Genomic DNA, 21,835 nt, shown 5'->3' with positions numbered 1-21,835 from the left:
TGACTCTCTCCCAACTGTTACACATCACAATCAGCAAGCTTGCTAACCACCTCGATACAAATAGATATCAAAAAGACTTCACTTTTCAAACCAAGTTGGTATTGAGACAGAAGGCGCTTTTATCTCAACACTCAGTGCAAACCTAATCCTAATCCTAATCCTAATCCTAAGATCGTAATCTTCCGGTCAGTAATTCAAGATCTCCCCAGTCACGTCAGGGAGGACTCTCAATTAACCGCCCTTCGCCACTAATTGCCGCTAAAAATGCACGCCCATCTGCAACTCCCATACGGAAAGTATCCTTCACCTCTTCCGGACTGGCAAAATCCCACACATTAAGTGGAACATGCCCAGAGGGCTGAACATATGTCCATTCCTGGTTAAATTTTTGTACCGTAAAACGGTCCGGCAGCTGCGGGAAACGTCGGGTTAGCAAAATGAGCACCCGTCCTTCAGCAGTATCCAGCCCACCAATAGGCACACTATCTACAACCCCTCCATCCAAAACCTCTGCACCGCCCTGTTTCAGGCGCGGTGTCAGAGGTGGCGTACAGGATGAAGTAATAACCAGCTTCTCTAACTGGGAAGGATCCGAACAGTGGCGAACCTTATAAAAAGATTGGCGGAAGCCCAATTTAAGTGCAGTAGTGGGGTGAAGGTTTGGGAAAATATAAGTATCAGAGTAATCAATAGCTGCCCCAATCATTAACGCGATCGGACCAGGCAGCCATTTCGGCGAAGTACTGACTCCAATACGTAGGTCTGCGGCTTCCCTAAGTTGATCAAAGCCCCCAGAAAATAAGTCGCTTAATGCTTGACGATAAATTGTATAGTGCGGAAATACTGGGTCCTTACGAAACATATTGCCCCAATGGACATTTTTCCCATTGGCTTTAAATGCTGAAACGAAGTAATCCACTCCGTCAAGCGATCTCCCCATCAAAACTAAGCTTGCAACTAGGGCACCGGCAGATACCGCACTGACTACCCTCGGTTCTAGATCAATCTCCTTTGCAACCGACTCCCAAAAGCCGATCTGCCAGGTACAGCGCACGCCGCCACCGGCAAACACCACTTGGTCAAACATAGATTGTTCTTCCCTGGAGTTGGCGCACAAGCAATCACGAGCATGACCAATCACTAGATCGCTGCACCGGCACTTTACATTGCCCCAGCGCCTCAAAAGCACCGAGGAATATTTCAAATATATACAGTGTGGGAGTAGTTCGTAGGGAGGCTTACGCGGGATCTAACCTGAGAGGTTCACAGCAATAAAAAAGGCGAACACAAGGTTCGCCTTTTTCTTTTGAGCCACTTGGCCGACTCAGAATGGTCTCAGGAACTCAGTAGTAGGCCTGGGACTTGTCGGTGTGGTCAGTAATATCTTTCACGCCAGCTAATTCGGGGATTTTCTCTTTGAGAGTCTTTTCCACGCCTTCCTTCAAAGTCATATCAACCATGCCACAGCCCTGGCAGCCGCCACCAAACTTCAACACAGCAAACATATCCTCGGTCACTTCTACCAGGCTTACCTGGCCACCGTGAGCTGCCAGGCCCGGATTAACCTCGTTGTACAAAACATAGTTAATACGGTCCTGGATAGGGCTGTCATCGGTAATTTTCGGCATACGGGAGTTGGGCGCGCGAATCGTCAGCTGCCCGCCCATCTTGTCCGAAGAGTAATCGACCCGAGCATCATCCAGATAGGGAACGCTGCGCCCTTCGAAGTAAGCTTTGAGACCGTTCATTTCCAACATCACATCACCTTCTTCCTCCTCTCCCGGGCGGCAGTAGGCGATACAGGTCTCGGCGTTAGGCGTGCCGGGACTGGAAACAAACATGCGAATGGCAATTCCCTCACAGTCCTGTTTGGCCAACAGCTCTTTCAGGTATTCCTGAGCGGGTTCAGTAATAGTGACATTCAAATCAGACATATAGGCTCTCAAATAACCAAGCTTCTTTGTCGGGTATTCTACTCTCAGAAAGACTCAAGGGAAACCGGTCAGTTGGAACCCTTTCGACCGACCGGCCTCACCACTCTCCTAGGTGGGGATAAATCCCATAAGAGTCTGGGCGGTTTCCTCTGAAGAGGCCGGATTTTGACCAGTTACCAGTTTGCCATCTACCACTACGTAGGGTGCCCAATCACCACTTTTGGAGTAGTTTCCACCATTTCCCTTGAGCATATCCTCAACCAGGAAAGGCACGACATCCACCAGTTCAACCGCAGCCTCTTCCGAGTTGGCAAATCCGGTCACACTTTTTCCCGACACCAGGTAAGCGCCATCCTGGCGGCGGGTATGACGGAAAATGCCCGGAGCATGGCACACAGCACCGATCGGCTTGTCTGCAGCAAAAAAATTCTCAATCAGTGCAATTGAGACCGGGTCTTCCGCAAGATCCCACAAGGGACCATGGCCACCGGGATAAAAGACTGCATCAAAATCAGACTCATTCATATCAGCCAATTTGTGGGTATTGGCCAGAACCTGCTGAGCATCGGCGTCAGCCTGAAAGCGATGAGTCGCCTCCGTCTGAAAATCTGGCTCATCACTCTTGGGATCGAGAGGCGGCTGCCCGCCTTTTGGAGAGGCCAGGGTCACTTCAGCACCGGCGTCCTTGAAGGTGTAGTAAGGTGCGGCAAACTCCTCCAGCCAAAACCCCGTTTTCTTACCGGTATTCCCCAGTTCATCGTGGGAAGTCAGAACCATCAGTATTTTCATATTTCTGTCCTTATAAACTTTGTCAGCTTTGCTTCAATCATCATTTCCTATGCGCACAACTAACTTGCCGAAGTTCTTTCCTTCCAGAAGCCCGATAAATGCATTGGGTGTTTCTTCCAACCCTTCGACCATATCCTCAAGATATTTAATACTGCCTTCCGCAACCCACTGGCTTAATGTACGTACCGCTTCATGAAAACGTTCGTAGTAATCGAAAATAATAAAGCCTTGGATTTTCAAGCGTTTGGTCAGTACATCCCGCATTAACAAACTGGTGCGATCCGGGCCTTGCGGCAATGAGGTTGCGTTGTACTGAGAGATAAGCCCACATACAGGAATCCGCGCAAAATCATTTAATAGCGGTTGCACCGCATCAAAGACCTTGCCACCAACACTTTCAAAATAGATATCGATACCCTCAGGGCAAGCCGCAGCCAATTGATCGACAAAATCTTCGGCGCGGTGATCCAGGCACAGGTCGAAGCCCAACTCCTCTACCGCATAGCGACACTTTTCCTCACCTCCAGCAACACCGATTACCCGGCACCCTTGCAACTTGCCGATTTGTCCAACTGTTGCCCCCACAGGACCGGTAGCAGCTGCAACTACCAGAGTCTCCCCTTCTTTTGGCTCCCCAATTTCCAGCAAGCCAAAGTAGGCGGTGATTCCCGGCATACCCAGCACTCCCAGGGAGAAGGAGGGGTAATCCGGATTTTTACCCAAGTTAATCAACCCGGTACCATCAGAAATGGCGTAGTCCTGCCAGCCGCTATAACCGAGTATCCAATCCCCCTCCTCGAAGCCATTCAATCGGGACTCAACCACACGGCTCACCGTCCCTCCAACCATGGTCTCTCCCAGTGAAACAGGCTCTGCGTAGGACTTCGCATCACTCATTCGCCCCCTCATATAGGGATCGAGCGATAGGAATACTGTGCGCAACAGCACCTCGCCGACCTCCGGCTTGACCACAGGGGCATGCTCCAGGCGGAAGTTATCTGTCGTCGGGGCACCTTCAGGGCGGGATGCCAATACCAGGCGGCGGTTTATATCGCTCGATTGCATTCTCTATTCTCCATAACTTCGTAAAATGGAAGTCAAAGTCGCCAAATTAGACCGGTCGTCTAGAAAGGCGCCATAAAAATACCCGCAACGGTTTTCCCCTCGCGGGCTCAGTAAAAAACTCAGTGTTTTCCCAGTATCTCCTGGGTCGCCAGCATCGCCTCTGCCATTGGCGTATCGTTGCGGTTTAACTTGGCCAACAGGCTGGCTCCCAGCCACAGCTGGTACAGGGAAGCTGCGGTGGCACGGGCATTGAGGGTGCTAGGCAGAGAACCGTCTTCCCCTGCCAGCTCAATACAGTTCTGGAGCTTCTGAATAATATGCTCAGTCCCATCTCTGAGGATAACCCGCATCGATTCAGACAGGTCTGCCACCTCAGCGCTAAGCTTAACCACCAGGCAGCGGTGTGCATCGTAACGCTCCCCACTACTCTTCTGCCAAGCATCAAAATAGGCCAATAAATTATCGGCGGCAGATTGATCCCGGGAGGAAAAGGCAACGTCCATCTGTTCCAGGTAGCTGCGAAAATAATCTTCCAGCAGAGCCTCGCCAAATTGCTCCTTGGACTTAAAGTAGTGATAAAAGGATCCCTTTGGCACACCGGCGGTTTTGAGAATTTCACTCAAACCCACACCGGAGAAACCTTTTACGGCCATCACGGTATAACCGGTATCCAACAAATGTTGGCGAGTATCTTCATAGCTGCTTTTCATGCCTAGCACTCTACGCAAAACTAGACCGGTCGTCTAGGGATTTATAGTGATTAGGCGCTGTGAAGTATCTATAAATTGCTCAACTTTAATCAAAACTGCTCTGTTATTGTGGTGGATCAACCAAAAAGGCGTAAGTCGCAGCCAGTGAGTGGGCGTGACTGTGCTAAGATTGGCGCCATTCCCACCATCGGCAAAAGATCGACAATATAAGGATTGGTAAATGTCCCAGCAGTCCCGCGACCAACGTCTCGAGCAAATTAATGCCGCGCTTGCGCAGCGTATCCTGATCCTGGATGGCGCTATGGGGACGATGATCCAGAGGGAGAAGCTGGAAGAGGCCGATTACCGGGGTGAGCGCTTCGCCGACTTCCCACGCGACTTGAAAGGCAATAACGACCTGCTCAGCCTGACCCGCCCGGAGCTGATCGAAAAGATTCACCGGGAGTACCTTGAGGCGGGCGCGGACATTATCGAAACCAATACTTTTAACGCAACCCAGCTGTCCCAATCTGATTACGATATGGAACACCTGGTGGTAGAGATCAACCGGGCCTCCGCAGAGATCGCGCGCCGTGCAGCAGATGCACTCTCTACCCCAGAGCGCCCGCGCTGGGTAGCCGGGGTCATCGGCCCCACTTCCCGCACTGCCAGTATTTCACCAGACGTCAATGATCCAGGGGCACGCAATGTCACTTTCGATGAACTGGTAGAAAACTATGTAGAAGCGGGCCGTGCTTTGGTCGAAGGCGGCAGCGACCTGATCTTAATCGAAACCATTTTTGACACCCTCAATGCCAAGGCCGCTATCTATGCCATGCAGCAGCTCTTTGAGGAGCTGGGTTTCGAACTGCCAATTATGATTTCCGGCACCATTACCGATGCCTCTGGCCGCACCCTTTCCGGCCAAACGACCGAAGCTTTCTACTATTCCGTTGCCCACGCAAAGCCAATTTCTGTGGGGCTCAACTGTGCCCTGGGCGCCACCGAATTGCGCCCTTATGTGGAAGCCTTATCGAGCGCCTGTACCTCTAATGTCTCCGCCCACCCCAACGCGGGATTGCCCAATGAGTTTGGCGAATACGACGAAACCCCTGAGCAGACCGCCGCAATCGTAGCGGAATTTGCCCGCAGCGGATTTATTAATATCCTCGGCGGCTGTTGTGGCACCACCCCCGGTCATATTCGTGCAATTGCCGATGCAGTGGCCGATATACCCCCACGACAGCAGCCGGAAATAAAACCTGCTCTGCGCCTGTCCGGACTGGAGCCATTTGTCGCCGATGAAAACGCCTTATTCGTCAATGTGGGCGAGCGTTGCAACGTCACTGGCTCCGCCCGATTTAAGCGCCTGATCCTTGAAGAGGACTACGACACCGCCCTGCAAGTGGCTGCCGCCCAGGTGGAAGATGGGGCGCAGGTAATCGACTTCAATATGGATGAGGCGATGCTGGATGCACTCGCCGCTATGCGCCGCTTCCTCAACCTTGCCGCTACCGAACCGGATATCGCCAAGGTGCCATTTATGGTGGACTCCTCCAAGTGGGAGGTGATCGAGGCCGGCCTGCAATGTATCCAGGGCAAGCCCATTGTGAACTCTATCAGCCTCAAGGAAGGCAAAGAGGAGTTTATCGAAAAGGCTCAACTGTGCCTGCGCTACGGTGCAGCTGTGGTGGTGATGGCTTTTGATGAAGATGGCCAGGCGGATACTTTCGAGCGCAAAATTGAGATCTGCAAACGCAGCTACGATGTGCTGGTCGATGAAGTCGGCTTCGATCCCACCGATATTATTTTCGACCCGAATATTTTTGCTGTCGCCACCGGTATTGAGGAACACAATAATTACGCGGTGGACTTTATCGAGGCGTGCCGCTGGATTCGCACAAACCTGCCCGGTGCCCAGATCAGTGGCGGCGTCTCCAATGTTTCCTTCTCTTTCCGGGGCAACAATCCGGTACGTGAAGCCATTCATTCAGTATTCCTGTTTCACGCTATTAAAGCCGGCCTGAATATGGGTATCGTGAACGCCGGACAGCTGGCCGTTTACGACGAACTCCCACAGGAGCTGCGGGAAAAAGTTGAGGATGTGATCCTCAACCGCAGCCCAGATGCCACTGAAGCCCTGTTGGACATTGCCCCCAAATACCAGGGGGATGGCAGTGGAGCCGCGCGCAAAGAGGACCTGAGCTGGCGCCAATTGCCCGTGAAGGAACGCTTGGCACACTCCCTTGTGAAAGGCATTAACAACTATATCGAGGAAGATACCGAAGAGGCCCGTGCAAGTTCCTCACGCCCACTGGATGTGATCGAAGGTCCACTGATGGACGGTATGAATATCGTCGGCGACCTGTTTGGCGAAGGGAAAATGTTCTTGCCCCAGGTAGTGAAATCCGCCCGGGTTATGAAACAGGCGGTAGCCTACCTGCAACCCTATATTGAGGCGGAAAAAACCGAAGACAGCCGCTCCAACGGCCGCATCCTGATGGCCACGGTTAAAGGGGATGTGCACGATATTGGCAAAAATATTGTGGGCGTGGTGCTGGCCTGCAACAACTATGAAGTGATCGACCTCGGCGTGATGGTGCCAGCGGAAACCATTTTGCAAACAGCAAAGGAAAAGGAGTGTGACATTATCGGCCTGTCCGGCCTGATCACCCCATCCCTGGATGAAATGGTTCACGTAGCCGCCGAGATGGAGCGCCAGGGGTTTGATATCCCATTATTGATCGGCGGAGCCACTACCTCCAAAGCCCATACCGCCGTAAAAATTGATCCCCAATTCCACCGCAACCAGGTGGTGTATGTAGCCGATGCATCCCGCGCCGTAGGCGTGGCCAGCAGCCTGATTTCCAATGAGCTGCGCCCAGCCTTTGTGGAAAAAATCCAGGCAGAGTATGACAAGGTGCGCACCCGCACCGCCAACCGCAAGCGCAATGACACCCGCTTAACCTACGAGGAAGCGCGGGATACTGCCCCGGAATTTGATTGGAAAAACTACCAGCCAGCACGACCCAACAAGCTGGGCCTTACCGTGATCGACGATTTCCCTCTGGAGAAACTGCTCGACACTATGGACTGGACGCCTTTCTTTATTTCCTGGGATTTGGCAGGTAAATTCCCGGCAATCCTTGAAGACGAAATTGTGGGAGAAGCCGCTACCGATCTCTACGACAACGCCCAGCGCATGTTAAAAGAGATTATCGATAAAAAGCTATTGCGCGCACGGGCTGTATTCGGCCTATGGCCCGCCAATAGCGTCGGCGACGATATCATCGTCTACAAGGATGAAAGCCGCAGTGAGGAGCTGGCTCGCCTTCACCATATGCGCCAACAGGTACAGAAACGCGGAGGCGATGGCCTGTGCCGCTCCCTGGCAGATTTCGTCGCGCCGCTGGAGTCCGGCCAAATAGACTATGTGGGCGGCTTCGCGGTTACCACTGGCATCGGCGCAGACGAGTTGGCAGACACCTACGAAGCCAAGCACGACGATTACAACGCCATTATGGTAAAGGCCCTGGCAGACCGTATGGCAGAGTCCTTTGCTGAGACACTGCACCGTTTGGTGCGAAAAGAATATTGGGGCTATGCCGAAGACGAAACTCTGAGCAATGAGGAGCTGATCAAGGAAGCCTACCAGGGCATCCGCCCAGCCCCGGGCTATCCCGCCTGCCCCGATCATTCGGAAAAAGCTACCCTGTTCAAATTGCTACAAGCGGAGCAAAATGCAGGCGTCAGCCTTACCGAGCACTTTGCCATGATGCCCGCAGCTGCGGTGAGCGGTTGGTACTTCGCCCACCCCCAGGCAAAGTACTTCAATGTGGGCAAGATCGGCAGGGATCAGCTGCAAAGCCTGGCTAAACGAAAAGGGGTCAGCGAACCGGAATTGGAGCGCTGGCTACGTCCCAACCTCGAGGAGTGAGCCCGTGGAAGATAATAATAAGAAAGCGAAAAAGCCCAATTTTGGCCAGGTGGTAGTCAGTACCCTGGCCGCCGCAATTGGCGTGCAGAGTGATAAAAACCGCGAAAGGGATTTTCAAAGCGGCAGTATTATGACGTACGTTATTGCCGGCGTTGTTTTTACCGCCGTATTTGTAATCGGATTGGCACTTATTGTGAAAATAGTTCTCAGTAATATGGGCTGAGAGCACCCAGATTTTTATTACATAAGCAGCAATAAAATAAACAAAATACTATCTATTTTATTGCTGCTAAATACCAATTAAGACCGCCTGGGACTGCACGGCTCCAGGCCAGAAATAACTAGCGTGTGGCCACCCAAAAAACACAGGTGGCTACGAAAATTGCGACCAGTGCTACAGCGGCAATCGCATCTACTACATTATCGTCTTCAGAAACTACAGCTACTTCATCATTCATCGAATCTCTCCGACCATTCTTTTATTGTTATTTAAAGTAGTTGAGTCGCAAGTAGCGACAACTCAAGTAGAGCAAATCAAGCCACCAGTTGCAAGGTGGAACCTCGCAACAAGTATACCCATCCAATTAACCTATTAAGCCTGACCAGAATACAGGGCAATATGAAACCCTCCAGCAAGGGTCTGCCCCGTTTTAGCGACTTGTGTACGACTGTCAACATTGACATTCAGGTTGCCAAACTTGTTTGGGGACACTGACATGATTCCATTCACACCTTTGCCCTTGTTAATGCTCCTCATATTGCAAAATACCACGGCCCCGCCACCATTTTTATTAGTTGCCAGGGAGTTGGGAGTGGGACTTGAGCCATCAGAGATCAGTATATGGACATCTACAGACTTTCCATCCAATGATTTCTTTAGGATTTTATTATTGTGGTCGAGACAGATATCAATGCCAAACGTTAAGCCCTTGTAAGTGAAGGTACTGTCACTTTGCTTAGTCGCAAAAGCATCAGCAGTTTGATACTGGTCATTGCCAACTTTATATTTTTTCAGTAAGAAATTACCACCAGCCAGAATAGGAGCAATGCTCAAGTAAGAGGCTGAAGAAAAACAGCAACCCCCTCCTTTTGTATAAGCAATTGTCCCTGCAACAATCAAAATATTCGGGTATTGACGAGAAACCCTGCGTAAGCCGGAATAGATGTCGCTCTTGGAGCTTTTGCTCAAAGAGTCAATATGATTGGTTACTGCTTTAGAAGAATATCCTGAAAAATAATACTCTGGCGCAACCAGCATCTTGATATATTTATCGTCAGGGTAGTCCTGCATCATGGCCTTGGCACGAACTACTGCCCCTTCAAATACACTGAAGTTAGCGTTACTTACGCCCATGAACTTTGATGAATCATCAAATTCAATCATCGCTGCAAGGATATCTTTAGCCATCTTATTGCCCTTTTTAACTGCTAAAAGCACTCAGCCACCGACTCATCTACAAGAATTTCAAAATGTGACTGATCATCCGCACTTTATATCACCGCTTATAATCTGAAAGATGGTACCAATTCACACCTACCCGAATTTGTTTTGTTACATCAGCTCACCGGCAACGTCGCTACACTCAACTGACTGAGTTACAGTAAAAGCGGGCTGAAATCCTTTACCACCAAGCCGCCAGCGCTTCACCAATACTTAGCAGCTAACAAGAATAGAAGGGACCATCCACCTCTTATAACTGTTAGTTACAGATATAGCGGAAAATATTGTTATTTATTGCATAAGAGCGCTGGTATGTTATGCGCCAGCGGAGAATCGTCCGGGGCCTGCCCCTTTCTCCACCATCAGCGCACAAAGGCAATGGAATCAAGCTGTTATGTATCGATACGACGACCGGGACCGCGCCATCATCAACGATCGCGTAGCCCAGTTCCGCGGCCAAACGGAACGTTACCTTGCCGGCGAGTTGAGCGAGGAGCAATTCCTGCCGCTGCGCCTGCAAAATGGCCTCTATATTCAACGACTGGCCCCCATGTTGCGTATTGCCGTTCCCTACGGCCTGCTCAACAGTGCCCAGTTACGCCGTCTCGCTCGCGTAAGCCGCGACTACGATAAAGGCTACGCCCACTTCACTACGCGCCAGAACCTCCAGTACAACTGGCCGCAGCTGGAAGATGTACCCGCTATTCTCGATGAACTGGCGGAAGTGGAAATGCACGCGGTACAAACCAGCGGCAACTGTATCCGAAATACCACCTCGGACCCCTACGCCGGCATTGCGCTCGACGAGATTGCGGACCCGCGCCCCTACTGCGAGCTGATTCGCCAGTGGTCTACATTCCATCCGGAATTCGCTTTCTTGCCGCGCAAGTTCAAGATTGCCGTCAGTGGTTCAGAACAGGACCGCGCCGCCATCCGCGTACACGATATCGGTGTACAGATCGTTAAGCGCGGTGAAGAGATTGGCTTCCAGGTATTGGTAGGTGGCGGTCAGGGCCGCACACCGGTTATTGCCGAGACCATCCGCGACTTCCTGCCGGAAGAAGACCTGCTCTCCTACCTTGAAGCGATTGTCCGCGTTTACAACCAGCTGGGTCGTCGCGACAACAAGTACAAAGCGCGCATTAAAATTCTGGTCAAGGCCCTCGGCCCTGAAGAGTTCGGCCGCCGCGTGGAAGAAGAGTGGCAACATATTAAAGACGGCGCTGAAAAGTTAACCCAGGAAGCATTGGATTGGGCTAAATCCTTCTTCACAGCCCCGGAATATCGCGAGTTTGACGGATCAGCTGCTGAAGCTGCACTGCAACAACAAGCTGACAGCGACAAAGCCTTTGCCCGCTGGCTTGAACGCAACACCTACCCGCACCGGGTACCCGGTTATCGCGCGATTAAGTTGTCCACCAAACCCACTGGTGTACCCCCAGGTGATGTAACCGATGCCCAATTAGAGGCTATTGCCGATCTCGCCGATACTTTTAGCTTTGGTGAAGCTCGGGTAACTCACGACCAGAATGTGGTACTCGCAGACGTCGAGCAGGACAAACTGTTTGAACTCTGGCAACAGGCCCGCAAGCACGGCTTCGCCACACCGAATATCGGCACCCTGACCGATATGATTTGCTGCCCCGGCGGTGACTACTGCTCACTTGCCAACGCCAAGTCCATCCCGGTAGCCGAAGCCATCCAGCGTCGCTTTGACGATATGGACTACCTGTACGACCTGGGTGATCTCAACCTCAATATCTCTGGCTGCATGAATGCCTGTGGCCACCACCACGTGGGACATATCGGCATCCTCGGCGTCGACAAAAAAGGGGAAGAGTTCTACCAGATTCAGCTGGGCGGCAGTGCATCCAACGAGGCCAGCCTGGCCAAAGTATTGGGCCCCAGTTTCTCCCGCGCTGAAGTGCCAGACGTGATCAGCAAAATCCTCGACCTCTATGTCGAGCAGCGCCAAACGGAAGAGCCCTTTATCGACACCTACAACCGCATCGGCCTTCAGCCCTTCAAGGAGAGAGTTTATGCCAAAGCCAGCTAAACTGGGCCCACAGCCGGGCAACCCCGCAGAACTGATCATCGATGGTGAAGTAAAGACCAACGAATGGCAGCTGGTACCCCAACTGGAAGCGGGAGAGGAGTTGGACCCAAGCACCCTGCCCTCCGGCAAAATTATCCTGCCACTGCGACAGTGGCTGGCGCATCGCGATGCGCTGTCATCCCGCAGTGACGAAGTCGGTGTTTGGCTGGACAGTGAAGAAGGTGCCGAGCAGATTGCGGAAGAAGCTGCCAAATTGCCGGTAATTGCCGTGCACTTCCCAGCATTTGCCGACGGTCGGGGCTTTACCGCCGGCCGTATGCTGCGCGAGCGCTACAGCTTTACCGGAGAGTTACGCGCAGTAGGCGGGTTTATGCGAGACCAGCTGACCTATTTACAGCGCTGCGGCTTCAATGCCTACGCATTTGAAGGCGAGCAGCCTCTGGCAAGCCTTAAAGACTCGATGAGCGATTTTGGCGATAGCTACCAAACAGGGGTCGACCAACCGCTGCCCATGTTCCGTCGCCGCTTCTAAAGCTCAATTTAGACCTCTGAATACTCAGAGGTCTAAATTTCCACTTCCATCACGCCTCCAGCCCCAATCCATTAAGTGCAAACTCCAAAGAGGGTTCCACCTCCTTGAGTTCTCGCCCGGATCGCAATACCGATGCTGTGCCATGCAGCAGGGTAATCAGGTACATAGCGCACTCCTCGGCACGTCGATCCAGCCCTATAGCCTGGGACTCTTTATCAGAACGAAACAAGTCAACCAGTTGCTTTACCGCTTCTGCGTCAGCAGCTTTTAAAGCGTCAATGGCATCAGAAGGCAAAGCGTCACCGGCAGTTTCCGATAATCCAAACGCCAGATAACAACCCCTCGGGGTTCCCTCCCCGGCCTGACCTTTAACGGTAGCCAGCAAATAACTATGCAATCGCTGCCGCAACGGCACTCCCTCTTCCGTCAGGAACTGCATACGATCTTTGGCATATCTATCCAGGTATTGCCCCAATGAAAGAACAAACAGTTTCTCTTTATTGCCAAAGGAAGAATACAGACTTGGCTTATTAATCCCCATAGCCTTGGTCAGGTCGGCCATTGAGGCGCCCACATAGCCCTTTTTCCAAAAGACTTTCGTTGCTGATTCCAGCGCATGCGCCTTATCAAACTCCGGCTTGCGACCCGCCATTGGCAATCTCCCAAAAATTGTTTTGACAATATTGTACCGATCGGTAAGACTTAGCTCAAACCTTACCGATCGGTACAATATTGATCAACCCTTCACAGGAGAACGAAATTGAGCATTTCAATCGAAGGAAAAACTGCCCTTGTAACTGGAGCAAACCGCGGAATTGGCAAGGCAATTGTCGAGCGCTTTCTCGACGGTGGCGCAAAAAAAGTCTATCTGGCCGTTCGCAACCCGGAGACAACGACAGAACTGACAGAAAAATATGGCGACAAAGTAATCACATTGGAACTCGATGTGGCAAAAGCCCAAAGTGTAGGGGCGGCAGCAAAGGCGATTCAGGAATTGGATATTCTGGTGAACAATGCCGGGGTACTTGCGCCCGCAGACCCGCTTAGCGACCATGTAGAGGACTCTCTTAAGCAGGAACTGGAAGTGAATACCTTTGGGCTTGTCCGTGTAGCCAAAGCATTCACCCCCCATTTGGAAAAGAGCAAAGGCGCCCTGGTACAAATGAATTCGGTAGTATCCTTGCGTACCTTCCCACACGTTAGCACCTATTCCGCATCCAAAGCCGCCAGCTACGCAATTACCCAGGCACTTCGAGAAACGCTTCAGGAGCGAGGCGTACAAGTATTGAGTGTTCACCCCGGCCCCATCAAAACAGATATGGCCAAACAGGCTGGGCTGGAGGACGGAGAATCCCCCGGTGCAGTGGCTGAGGAAATTGTTGGCGCGCTAAAAAATGGGGATTTTCACCTCTTCCCGGATGCCATGTCGCAGACTTTTGAAGCCGCTTATCAGAGCTTCTCTGATTCGGTGATCACCGCAGACCTTAGCGAATAAAACGGCCGAAGATTGTCTGAGTAAGAAGTAACACAAGCCTCGAAGGAACCCGGTCTAGGGTTCTTTCAAGAGGCTGGAAAATTCCTCTGAAGCCATAACGGGTACAAATTCAGTGATCGTAAAAGTCGACGCCCCATGTTTTGTAAAAGGGTCTTCTTCCAGAACCTTTCTCAGCACCTCCTCAGAGGGGTGACGTGAAATAATTATCGCGCCAGTTCTAGGCTCTTTCGCTCCCCCAAAAAGCAGGTCTCCCGATTTATAGTGCCCCTCCAGGTAGCTCACATGCTCCGCCATTAACTCTGGGGTCAGTTTTTTAAGATCCGGGAAATTCAAGTTCACTAAAAACATAACATCTCCCCCCTCCTTAGGGGCTATATATCAACTCTTTACACCACTTTAAGCTTGCAGAAATAGCCTCCACCAATCTAATAGATAGCAAATCTTTCCACCTTGGCGATAGAGGATAATCCCCAAGTAGTAGCTTAAATGGAAACCATCGGAGATTGATGATCGGGCATCATTTAATTTAATGGTGCCATCAAGTACCTTTCTTTAGGCAATAGTGCTAAATAGACGATACTTCAGATTAATCAAGTTACATGTGGCCTGAAGAGCTTCATCTGCCTTCCAGGCTTATGGTATCCCCCTCAAAACGTATGGGGATTATTGCGATGGCACTCCCTCTTTGTGCTCACTCTTAAAACTGTTAATGTGAACTCATCTTTAGAAGATGTAAAAACTGTTCAGAGGCTCGACTAGCGGTATAGCCATTATGGCTGTATTCGATCTGCTCGGGCGAAAATGGAATATGGGAATACTGTGGGAACTGAGGAACACACCCCGGAGCTTCAGGGAACTCCAAGCCCAGTGTGATGCCATGTCCCCTTCGGTACTAAATACAAGAATCAAACAGTTGAGCGAAGCTAAATTAATTAATAAGTGTACGAATGGATATCAACTGACAGATCTGGGAGTTTCGTTAATGGAAACCCTTGATCCGCTGAGGGAATGGGCTAATAACTGGGAGGAATCCCTCAAGGCCTAATAGACACTCTGTAAAAGCCAAAACCCAAGAGCCTTCCAGCCTAGATGCCGCTGGGTTCTTGGAGGCAAGTCAATTATCGCGACAAAATGGACTGAACCGATGGGTCAGTCTCATTATCACTCGCATCGTGCGCTAGCGAAAACGAATAATATCAATCGCCGCGCAAATCAAATCTACGAATAATTCTGCCAAACAATGCACCTGCTCACCATCAAGGGTAAAAGAGGATTCAATCTCTTTAGAAGTCAACAAACCACTGCTCTCAAGGGCACTCTTATGAGTTACTTTTTTGTACCCGTAAGCAGCGAGTCATGGGGATTGCAGGGAGATAAATTGAGAGAAATGTGATTTTCAGAAGTTTCCTTAACCCAAAAACAGCTATGCGCTGCATCCCCTACTTTTGATTGTTAAGGTCACATTTCTGGCATTTTTTCAAATTTTTGTAATTCCGGGTCCATATAGTCCCAAGATGCACCACTACCAGCATATACCACCATTGTCGGGTTGAATTGCTCCAGGTCATGAAGACTTCCAGCGCGGATAAATTCAAACTGCAGCATACCGCTATTTTCCGCATAAATATGCGAACCGCAGCGAGGGCAAAAACCTCTCCTTACTGTATTGCCGCTATCTGTCTGCTTCTCATGAAATGCAAGATCGCCACTAATGGTTAAGCTTCCGCGAGGAATAGCAATGTTAGCGATGTGTCCAGCCCCACTAATTTTCTGACAATCTGTACATTGGCAATGCCCCGCCATTACCGGCTCTTCAGAGCAAGAATAACTAATATAACCGCACAGGCATTCTCCAGATATTTTGGACATAAATTTCCCCTGTTACTTACGAAGTTGAAGTAACCTTAGCCTAAATCAATAACTTCAACTTCGCAAGTAACTAGGCTAGTATTTGATTTTCTGGCAGTAAGAGTGTGAGCATGAGTCCTGATAATCAATTTATGCGTTCGGGATGCCCTATCGTGAACGGACTGGACGTATTCGGCGATAAATGGACATTAGTTATTCTAAGAGACTTACTGTGTGGTAAAGAGACCTATAGCGAGCTAGCTGACTCACCAGAGAAAATACCAACCAATAGACTAGCAGAAAGATTAAAAATGCTAGAAGCAGAGGGAATGTTGGTGAGGGAACAATATCAATCAAAGCCTAAGCGATATAAGTACCTGCTAACACAGAAAGGCAAGGATGTCTTACCGATTCTTCAGGCAATCGCCAAATGGGGAAATACATATTTTGAAGGCTCGTGGATTCCCCCGAAGTGGTTCATGGAAACCTAACCCCTTGATTCAGGGCCAGAAGCGTAACAATACCGCAAACCCGAGACAGACAATTTGGAGATAACAACAACTTTTATGCATTTATACTTCGCAATTGCATAATTGTATTTTCCATAAATAACCAGAGGTTCATGATGTTGACTCTGATTGTTATGTTTCTCCCCCCCAATCTCATTAAGAAATCCTCCTGGATCACTAACGAACCTGGCGGCAATTGTTTTAAGAGTATACTGTTTTAACTGGAACACTTTCGCTTCCCAAAAAGCAAATCCCCCGATTTATAGTGTCCCTCCAGGTGGCTCACATGTTACACCATGAGCTCTGGGGTCAGTTTTCAAAACCTGGGAGGTTTAAATTCACTATAAACATAGTGGACAAGGCCGGATTCTCAAAGCTGCGAAATCAACCCCTGAAGCCACTTACCTAGCCCCTTCAGAGCCAATTCCTCAAGGGGGTTGGCGGGCACTCTTTGGCATGCCCGGAGCCAGCTCTTGAAGCCATTTACGTTAAGGTATCGCTCTAATACGTTAGCTGGAGATTAGAAGGGGCCCACTAGAGAGATAATGGAGGCTATACAAATCGAGCTCAAGGGCCCGGCAGCTCAGTGCCACCAGGCTCTGTAGATCAGCCCAGCCTATAGAGGCAAAATAGACTGAACTGCTGCGACAACCTCATTATCACTCGCATCATGCGCTAATGAAAACGAATGATATTCATCGCCGCGCAGTCCGAATCTACGATCAATTTCTGCCAAGCAGTGTACCTGCTCACCTTCAACGATAAAGGAGAGTTCAACCTCTTTAGAAGTCAACAAACCACTGCTCTTAAATTCTATTTCCTGATAACAGCCGGACTGGGAGGCAAAATTTCTTCCGCGCAGATGTCCCTTTTCAACATCTGCTTTTACCATCTTGAAGCCACTTTCCTCAATCATAGAGAGCACTTTTTCCACGACTGGCAAGGGCCTAATTTGCAATGGGTCCCTATCTTTTGGGCCCAGCGCAAAATCAATATCCAGAGAGGTTTCCAGCCACACGAAACTTTTATTTTTACGTGCATTCAAAACTGTTACCGGTGTCTCTTCATGCAGTTCCATCTCGAATGGAACTTCCTGGCTGTCGCCAGCGCCGATAACAAATGGGTCTTGTACATGCATCTCGCTCAATACAAAACGCTCATAACTTACCCCTTCATCGGTCTCCACCTTGATCTCAGTGCAGAGCTTCAAACTTATAGCATCCACCTGCTGGTCGACATCCCCCCCAATGATATGGATAGCCCCTTCAATTACCCCACCCTGAACCTGCTCAGGGTTCTGTAAAACAGTATCTACTTTTGCAGCACCGATACCTATTGATGCTTTCAATTTTTGAAACACAGACATAGTCAAAAACCTAATTCACTCGTTATCGCTAACCTTCATATCATAAACTCCGAGCTACTTCACGGTCTTTGTAGGCATAAACGACCATAACTTTAGCCGTAGATACTAAACTTTTAATGGAACACACCAGTTTGTAGCCCAAGGGGCCCCTTTCCTTCCGATTCACCTGTGGAGCTTTGGCATCTGCTTCTTAGCAGATCATCGAAACATATAATTTTTAGGTATTGCCATACTATACCTGGCCGGCATGAACACTTCATAAGATGTTCGGTTATAGAAGCCTGAACAAAAGGAAATTTTAGAAGCTCATGTTAATATGTAATGTGCAAGACTACTAAAATAGGAATTTTAGATTTGCGGGTTTTACTACTACCAGGACTCGATGGAACTGGAGCACTATTTTCAGATTTAATTAAGGCACTACCAAAACAGTGGACAAGTGAAACCCTCTGCCTTTCTGAACTTCCAGGAGATACTTACCCGACTCAAGCTCAATCAATCGCCAAGAGCTATCTCAATGAGAAGACTTACATTATTGCTGAATCCTATTCAGGAAGCGTTGCATATGAGCTATCCCTTTTAGCTCCCGAAAAAATTTTAGGCATTACCTTTATAGCTAGCTTTATAACCTCTCCTTCGCTGCTATCCAAGGCAGCACAACTAGCTCCAATCTCGCTTATAGACTGCCCATCTTTAACCAAAATCACACTAAATTTCTTTGGTTTCAATGGCAAAGGCAGTGACATACTCATTGACAGCACCTATAACGCCCTACTAAATACCAACAGAGGCAAACTAAAGCAAAGGCTTCATAATATCGCCTCTATCTCCAAACCATCCCAAAAATTGGAAATCCCTGCCATCTATATCCGCCCGGATAGAGATCGACTTATCAGGAAAAAAGCTGTCACCGATATATCTGCGATATACATCAACCTCAATGTCATTGATATTCCTGGTGGACACTTTATTGCTCAAGCACACCCCAATAAAGTCGCGCGAATAGTTATGAATTTTGCAGAAGGATTACTACAACCCTAACTTGCCTTTCAATTAACGATTATATGGCAAGCAAATCCACAAATAATCCTACCTTAGAATCTAAACTGTTATTCGTTCATTAACTACCCCTTACCAATCTTGCTTCCCACAAAATCCTCGGAGTTAACAGTGAGCAATAGAGAGCATATTTCCTTTCTAGAACCCATAAAAAATCCGCCCGCTTACTCAATGGATAAAGAAAATAGAAAATTAGAACTTAAACTTGATGTACAGTACGAAAAGAATAACATTTTCAGTTTTTACAAAACCCATGACACACCAACCTGGACCCGTGTATTTTCATCATCAATCACTCAAGAAGCAGGTTTCACACTGACAGGCCCTACCATTGAAATTCGCGCTGATAGCCACCTTACTATCCAGACAAACAACCTGCTGCCAGAGGAAGACCCCCTCAATACACCCGCTACAATAAACTTCCCCCATGAGTTCAATACCTACAACTTGCATACTCACGGGCTCCACGTCTCCCCAGAATCTCCGGCCGACAATGTCTGCATGAAGATCAAACCAGGGGAAAGTTATACCTACGAATATGACATCCCCAAGGACCAACCCCCAGGACTCTACTGGTACCACCCCCATAAGCACGGCTCTGTCGCTATACAAGTCGGCAGCGGGATGGCAGGTGCCCTAATCGTAAGGGATGAATTTGATGATGAACTTGAGGCAATGGGAGTTAAGGAACATATTCTTGTCTTCCAGAATATTGCCGTAGATGAGCACGGAAAAGTAGAGGATCAACACCAGGTCGCTAAGTTCCCAGATAGTGAATACTGTATAACCGTTAACGGACAATACTGCCCTATCATTCATGCAACGGTGGGTGAGCTTCTCAATCTGAGACTTCTCAATGCTACCACTCGCACATCGATAGACATCGATTGCCCTTGGTTCGCGCAAATGTACATCTACGGGTTTGATGGAAACCCTACTGATGACTACCGCCTACAAGACGGAGTAAGCCTGGGCCCCGCTAATCGAGCCTCCCTTTTCTTAAAAATCAGTGAAGCCGCCACTCCGGGAGCTCATTTTTACATTTACAATAATGCGATTGAGTTCCAACAAATGCCGCATTATAAGTACCATAACAACAGTCCACTTTTTGTTATCGCTATTGCCCAGGGAGAGGAAATCGGAACGGCAATCTATGCTCCCAGCAAACCACCCGCTCGATGTGCGCCCCCACCCTTCCCCAGCAGTTTTAAAGTGGACTTACTGAAACCTATTACAGATGATGAGATCACCAATACACGTCGACTCACTTTCCAGGCCAACACGCTTGATGACCCCCAAAAATATTATCGCGGGCTGAATGTCAGTATTGACCATTCACCATTCGAAGGATGTGAAGTGGTTAATCATTACGTAGAACTTGATGCAGTAGAGGAGTGGACCTTGGTTAATGAAAGTGAATTCCCCCACCCAATCCATATTCATGTTAATCCGTATTATGTTATCGAGGTGGTTGGAGAAGACCCCATGCACCACACACTCAAACTACCGTTTTGGTGCGACACCTTTCAAGTACCGCCCCATGGACATGTCAAATTCCGTACTCGTTTCAAGGATTTTACCGGGAAGTATCCTCTGCATTGCCACTTACTTTATCATGAGGATGGGGGCATGATGCAGCATGTTAGGGTTGTCAAAGATACCTCTGAGATTCCAAAATAGCCCACTTATCTACCCAGTCATTGAATGCAAGGATCGTTAAAGTCCCGTAAGAATTAACACTTACTGGGGGCTACTTTTTGCGGGTCATGCAACTTGGGCGGAGTTGCATTACCACAATGCTTACTCAGCCAATCGCAAGCATGGATAATATCCTTTGCAAGGCCACTGATTGCATTCTGATTGAGATGAGGGCGAACAACAATTCTCAGAGAGTTTACAGACTGAGCGTTTGGCGGCATCGAATAGGCAGAAAGAACCCATCCCCGCTCACGTACTTTATTGGATATATCATATTCATTAAAATTCTTATATTTTTTATTCAGGGTCATGGCAACAACCGGGATTCTCTGGGTTTTATTCATTATTTCAAAGTACCCACTGGCCACCAGAAGTTGACGAAGAGTCTGCGCATTTTCCAAGGTGTGCTGCATAATCTGCCTGTAACCCTCATAGCCTAAACGTATAAAGTTGTAATACTGGTAGGCAACCGGTGATGCATTTCGGCTGAAGTTCAATGTGGCTGTAGGCATCTCCCCACCCAGGTAATTAACATAAAACATCAAGTCTTCATCAAAAACTGCTCTTTCACGAAAAATTATCCACCCCAATCCCGGCGGCACCAAGCCAAACTTGTGCCCGGAAGCATTGATAGATTTCACTCTTGGCAAGCGAAAATCCCATTTATAGTTCGGGTAGAGAAATGGATTAACAAACCCTCCCGACGCCCCATCAATATGCATAGGGATATCGTGCCCTGTTCTCTCTTCATACTTATCCAACCAGTTTTGAATCGCCCTAAATGCATCATCCTCACCGGTAAAGGTTTGCCCGGCGATAGCAACAACAGCGATGGTATTCTCATCGACCAATTCATCCAGGTGTTTACTGGTAAAGCGGTAATGACCAGGCCTTAACGGTGCTATGCGCGGCTCCACATCGAAGTACCGCATAAATTTTTCCCAAACAATCTGCACATTGGCTCCGGTAACCAGGTTAGGTTTTGAGCCGTCTTTGCCGGTTTGCTGCCTCTTCTTACGCCAATTCCACTTGTGCGCCAAACCAGCCAACATGCAGGCCTCTGACGAGCCTATGGTTGCTGCGCCGTATGGCTCTACTCCCTCAGGTCCATTCCAAAGGTTGTGTAACCAGCCAACCATTCGCGCTTCCATCGCGAACAGCTGTGGATACATGTCGTGATCAATATAGTTCTTCAGATAATGTTTCTTAGCGACCTCAAATGCTTCTGACTCAGTAAAAGTTGTGACAAACGAAGATAAGTTCATCGCAGGCTTTGCATCAGCCCAGGTTTCACTGGTTACAATAGCCTCGGCAGCCTCTGCTGAAATACTACACCGGGGAAAATGCTTTTCTGGAATATCTTCATTGTATTCGTCAAAGAACCTGTCAAATGGAGATTGCTCTTTCACTACCTACC

The 21,835-nt window shown here is 49.1% G+C and carries 20 protein-coding genes; 9 read left to right on the top strand and 11 right to left on the bottom strand.

The features are described from left to right. Nucleotides 1-214: 214 nt before the first annotated feature. From ACJJIW_RS15860 to ACJJIW_RS15840, 5 genes are all read right to left on the bottom strand, one after another. Nucleotides 215-1,087, bottom strand: coding sequence for a patatin-like phospholipase family protein (locus tag ACJJIW_RS15860; protein WP_282933142.1), 873 nt, complete (start codon nt 1,085-1,087; stop codon nt 215-217). Between the two features lie 256 nt (nt 1,088-1,343). Next, on the bottom strand, nt 1,344-1,934 hold the full coding sequence (gene nfuA, locus ACJJIW_RS15855; RefSeq protein ID WP_282933143.1) for a Fe-S biogenesis protein NfuA: 591 nt from the start codon (nt 1,932-1,934) through the stop codon (nt 1,344-1,346). A gap of 108 nt (nt 1,935-2,042) precedes the next feature. Continuing rightward, nucleotides 2,043-2,723: a type 1 glutamine amidotransferase domain-containing protein gene (locus ACJJIW_RS15850; protein ID WP_444935675.1), complete on the bottom strand. Its 681-nt coding sequence runs from the start codon at nt 2,721-2,723 to the stop codon at nt 2,043-2,045. Between the two features lie 33 nt (nt 2,724-2,756). After that, a complete protein-coding gene (gene curA, locus ACJJIW_RS15845; RefSeq protein ID WP_444932977.1) occupies nt 2,757-3,788 on the bottom strand; it encodes an NADPH-dependent curcumin/dihydrocurcumin reductase in 1,032 nt (343 codons plus the stop codon). A gap of 119 nt (nt 3,789-3,907) precedes the next feature. Further along, a complete protein-coding gene (locus tag ACJJIW_RS15840) occupies nt 3,908-4,498 on the bottom strand; it encodes a TetR/AcrR family transcriptional regulator (protein WP_282933146.1) in 591 nt (196 codons plus the stop codon). Nucleotides 4,499-4,718: 220 nt separating this feature from the next. On the opposite strand from ACJJIW_RS15840, the gene metH reads away from it, so the two are divergent. Further along, complete coding sequence (metH, locus tag ACJJIW_RS15835) at nt 4,719-8,414, top strand: methionine synthase (protein WP_282933147.1); 3,696 nt, start codon at nt 4,719-4,721, stop codon at nt 8,412-8,414. 4 nt (nt 8,415-8,418) lie between these two features. Next, entirely contained in the window at nt 8,419-8,637 is a 219-nt protein-coding gene (locus tag ACJJIW_RS15830; RefSeq protein WP_282933148.1) for a DUF2970 domain-containing protein, read from the top strand. Nucleotides 8,638-9,006: 369 nt separating this feature from the next. Here ACJJIW_RS15830 and ACJJIW_RS15825 read toward each other — a convergent pair whose 3' ends face one another. After that, on the bottom strand, nt 9,007-9,822 hold the full coding sequence (locus ACJJIW_RS15825) for a hypothetical protein (protein WP_444894119.1): 816 nt from the start codon (nt 9,820-9,822) through the stop codon (nt 9,007-9,009). Nucleotides 9,823-10,249: 427 nt separating this feature from the next. Here ACJJIW_RS15825 and ACJJIW_RS15820 point away from each other — a divergent pair, with 427 nt between their 5' ends. Together ACJJIW_RS15820 and ACJJIW_RS15815 are read left to right on the top strand one after the other, a co-directional pair. Then, a complete protein-coding gene (locus ACJJIW_RS15820) occupies nt 10,250-11,911 on the top strand; it encodes a nitrite/sulfite reductase (RefSeq protein WP_444905527.1) in 1,662 nt (553 codons plus the stop codon). Continuing rightward, a complete protein-coding gene (locus tag ACJJIW_RS15815; protein ID WP_444927588.1) occupies nt 11,895-12,443 on the top strand; it encodes a DUF934 domain-containing protein in 549 nt (182 codons plus the stop codon). Before ACJJIW_RS15820 ends, ACJJIW_RS15815 begins: the two co-directional genes overlap by 17 nt. A 49-nt stretch (nt 12,444-12,492) precedes the next feature. On the opposite strand, the gene ACJJIW_RS15810 is transcribed toward ACJJIW_RS15815, so the two are convergent. After that, nucleotides 12,493-13,095 carry a TetR/AcrR family transcriptional regulator gene (locus ACJJIW_RS15810; protein WP_444935674.1) on the bottom strand — a complete coding sequence of 201 codons (603 nt, stop codon included), beginning with the start codon at nt 13,093-13,095 and terminating at the stop codon, nt 12,493-12,495. Nucleotides 13,096-13,203: 108 nt separating this feature from the next. On the opposite strand from ACJJIW_RS15810, the gene ACJJIW_RS15805 reads away from it, so the two are divergent. Further along, nucleotides 13,204-13,938, top strand: a complete 735-nt coding sequence (locus ACJJIW_RS15805) for an SDR family oxidoreductase (RefSeq protein ID WP_444935673.1) — start codon at nt 13,204-13,206, stop codon at nt 13,936-13,938. A 54-nt stretch (nt 13,939-13,992) separates the two neighbouring features. Here ACJJIW_RS15805 and ACJJIW_RS15800 read toward each other — a convergent pair whose 3' ends face one another. Further along, nucleotides 13,993-14,286 carry a YciI family protein gene (locus tag ACJJIW_RS15800; protein ID WP_413665500.1) on the bottom strand — a complete coding sequence of 98 codons (294 nt, stop codon included), beginning with the start codon at nt 14,284-14,286 and terminating at the stop codon, nt 13,993-13,995. A 424-nt stretch (nt 14,287-14,710) separates the two neighbouring features. On the opposite strand from ACJJIW_RS15800, the gene ACJJIW_RS15795 reads away from it, so the two are divergent. Continuing rightward, the gene (locus tag ACJJIW_RS15795; protein ID WP_444935672.1) at nt 14,711-14,983 is read left to right on the top strand and encodes a winged helix-turn-helix transcriptional regulator; all 273 of its coding nucleotides are present in this window, start codon (nt 14,711-14,713) and stop codon (nt 14,981-14,983) included. A 413-nt stretch (nt 14,984-15,396) separates the two neighbouring features. Here the strand turns inward: ACJJIW_RS15795 and ACJJIW_RS15790 are convergent, their stop codons facing one another. Continuing rightward, on the bottom strand, nt 15,397-15,807 hold the full coding sequence (locus tag ACJJIW_RS15790; RefSeq protein WP_444935671.1) for a GFA family protein: 411 nt from the start codon (nt 15,805-15,807) through the stop codon (nt 15,397-15,399). Nucleotides 15,808-15,917: 110 nt separating this feature from the next. Here ACJJIW_RS15790 and ACJJIW_RS15785 point away from each other — a divergent pair, with 110 nt between their 5' ends. After that, nucleotides 15,918-16,277: a winged helix-turn-helix transcriptional regulator gene (locus ACJJIW_RS15785; RefSeq protein ID WP_444913539.1), complete on the top strand. Its 360-nt coding sequence runs from the start codon at nt 15,918-15,920 to the stop codon at nt 16,275-16,277. Between the two features lie 634 nt (nt 16,278-16,911). Here the strand turns inward: ACJJIW_RS15785 and ACJJIW_RS15780 are convergent. Then, nucleotides 16,912-17,661: a sporulation protein gene (locus ACJJIW_RS15780; RefSeq protein ID WP_444935670.1), complete on the bottom strand. Its 750-nt coding sequence runs from the start codon at nt 17,659-17,661 to the stop codon at nt 16,912-16,914. Nucleotides 17,662-18,015: 354 nt separating this feature from the next. On the opposite strand from ACJJIW_RS15780, the gene ACJJIW_RS15775 reads away from it, so the two are divergent. Beyond that, complete coding sequence (locus tag ACJJIW_RS15775) at nt 18,016-18,702, top strand: alpha/beta fold hydrolase (protein WP_444894124.1); 687 nt, start codon at nt 18,016-18,018, stop codon at nt 18,700-18,702. Between the two features lie 129 nt (nt 18,703-18,831). After that, a complete protein-coding gene (locus ACJJIW_RS15770) occupies nt 18,832-20,400 on the top strand; it encodes a multicopper oxidase family protein (protein WP_444935669.1) in 1,569 nt (522 codons plus the stop codon). Between the two features lie 53 nt (nt 20,401-20,453). Here the strand turns inward: ACJJIW_RS15770 and gad are convergent, their stop codons facing one another. Beyond that, nucleotides 20,454-21,827, bottom strand: coding sequence for a glutamate decarboxylase (gene gad, locus ACJJIW_RS15765; RefSeq protein ID WP_282933161.1), 1,374 nt, complete (start codon nt 21,825-21,827; stop codon nt 20,454-20,456). Nucleotides 21,828-21,835: the final 8 nt, after the last annotated feature.

This window comes from Microbulbifer maximicatervae (SeqCode) (genome assembly GCF_052467815.1).
This window is presented reverse-complemented; position numbering and strand designations above follow the sequence as displayed.

What these genes read in the sequence shown, in the direction of transcription:
- ACJJIW_RS15860 (WP_282933142.1), bottom strand. Translation starts at nt 1,087, where the DNA reads ATGTTTGACCAAGTGGTGTTTGCCGGTGGCGGCGTGCGCTGTACCTGG.
- nfuA (WP_282933143.1), bottom strand. Translation starts at nt 1,934, where the DNA reads ATGTCTGATTTGAATGTCACTATTACTGAACCCGCTCAGGAATACCTG.
- ACJJIW_RS15850 (WP_444935675.1), bottom strand. Translation starts at nt 2,723, where the DNA reads ATGAAAATACTGATGGTTCTGACTTCCCACGATGAACTGGGGAATACC.
- curA (WP_444932977.1), bottom strand. Translation starts at nt 3,788, where the DNA reads ATGCAATCGAGCGATATAAACCGCCGCCTGGTATTGGCATCCCGCCCT.
- ACJJIW_RS15840 (WP_282933146.1), bottom strand. Translation starts at nt 4,498, where the DNA reads ATGAAAAGCAGCTATGAAGATACTCGCCAACATTTGTTGGATACCGGT.
- metH (WP_282933147.1), top strand. Translation starts at nt 4,719, where the DNA reads ATGTCCCAGCAGTCCCGCGACCAACGTCTCGAGCAAATTAATGCCGCG.
- ACJJIW_RS15825 (WP_444894119.1), bottom strand. Translation starts at nt 9,822, where the DNA reads ATGGCTAAAGATATCCTTGCAGCGATGATTGAATTTGATGATTCATCA.
- ACJJIW_RS15820 (WP_444905527.1), top strand. Translation starts at nt 10,250, where the DNA reads ATGTATCGATACGACGACCGGGACCGCGCCATCATCAACGATCGCGTA.
- ACJJIW_RS15815 (WP_444927588.1), top strand. Translation starts at nt 11,895, where the DNA reads ATGCCAAAGCCAGCTAAACTGGGCCCACAGCCGGGCAACCCCGCAGAA.
- ACJJIW_RS15810 (WP_444935674.1), bottom strand. Translation starts at nt 13,095, where the DNA reads ATGGCGGGTCGCAAGCCGGAGTTTGATAAGGCGCATGCGCTGGAATCA.
- ACJJIW_RS15800 (WP_413665500.1), bottom strand. Translation starts at nt 14,286, where the DNA reads ATGTTTTTAGTGAACTTGAATTTCCCGGATCTTAAAAAACTGACCCCA.
- ACJJIW_RS15795 (WP_444935672.1), top strand. Translation starts at nt 14,711, where the DNA reads ATGGCTGTATTCGATCTGCTCGGGCGAAAATGGAATATGGGAATACTG.
- ACJJIW_RS15790 (WP_444935671.1), bottom strand. Translation starts at nt 15,807, where the DNA reads ATGTCCAAAATATCTGGAGAATGCCTGTGCGGTTATATTAGTTATTCT.
- ACJJIW_RS15785 (WP_444913539.1), top strand. Translation starts at nt 15,918, where the DNA reads ATGAGTCCTGATAATCAATTTATGCGTTCGGGATGCCCTATCGTGAAC.
- ACJJIW_RS15780 (WP_444935670.1), bottom strand. Translation starts at nt 17,661, where the DNA reads ATGTCTGTGTTTCAAAAATTGAAAGCATCAATAGGTATCGGTGCTGCA.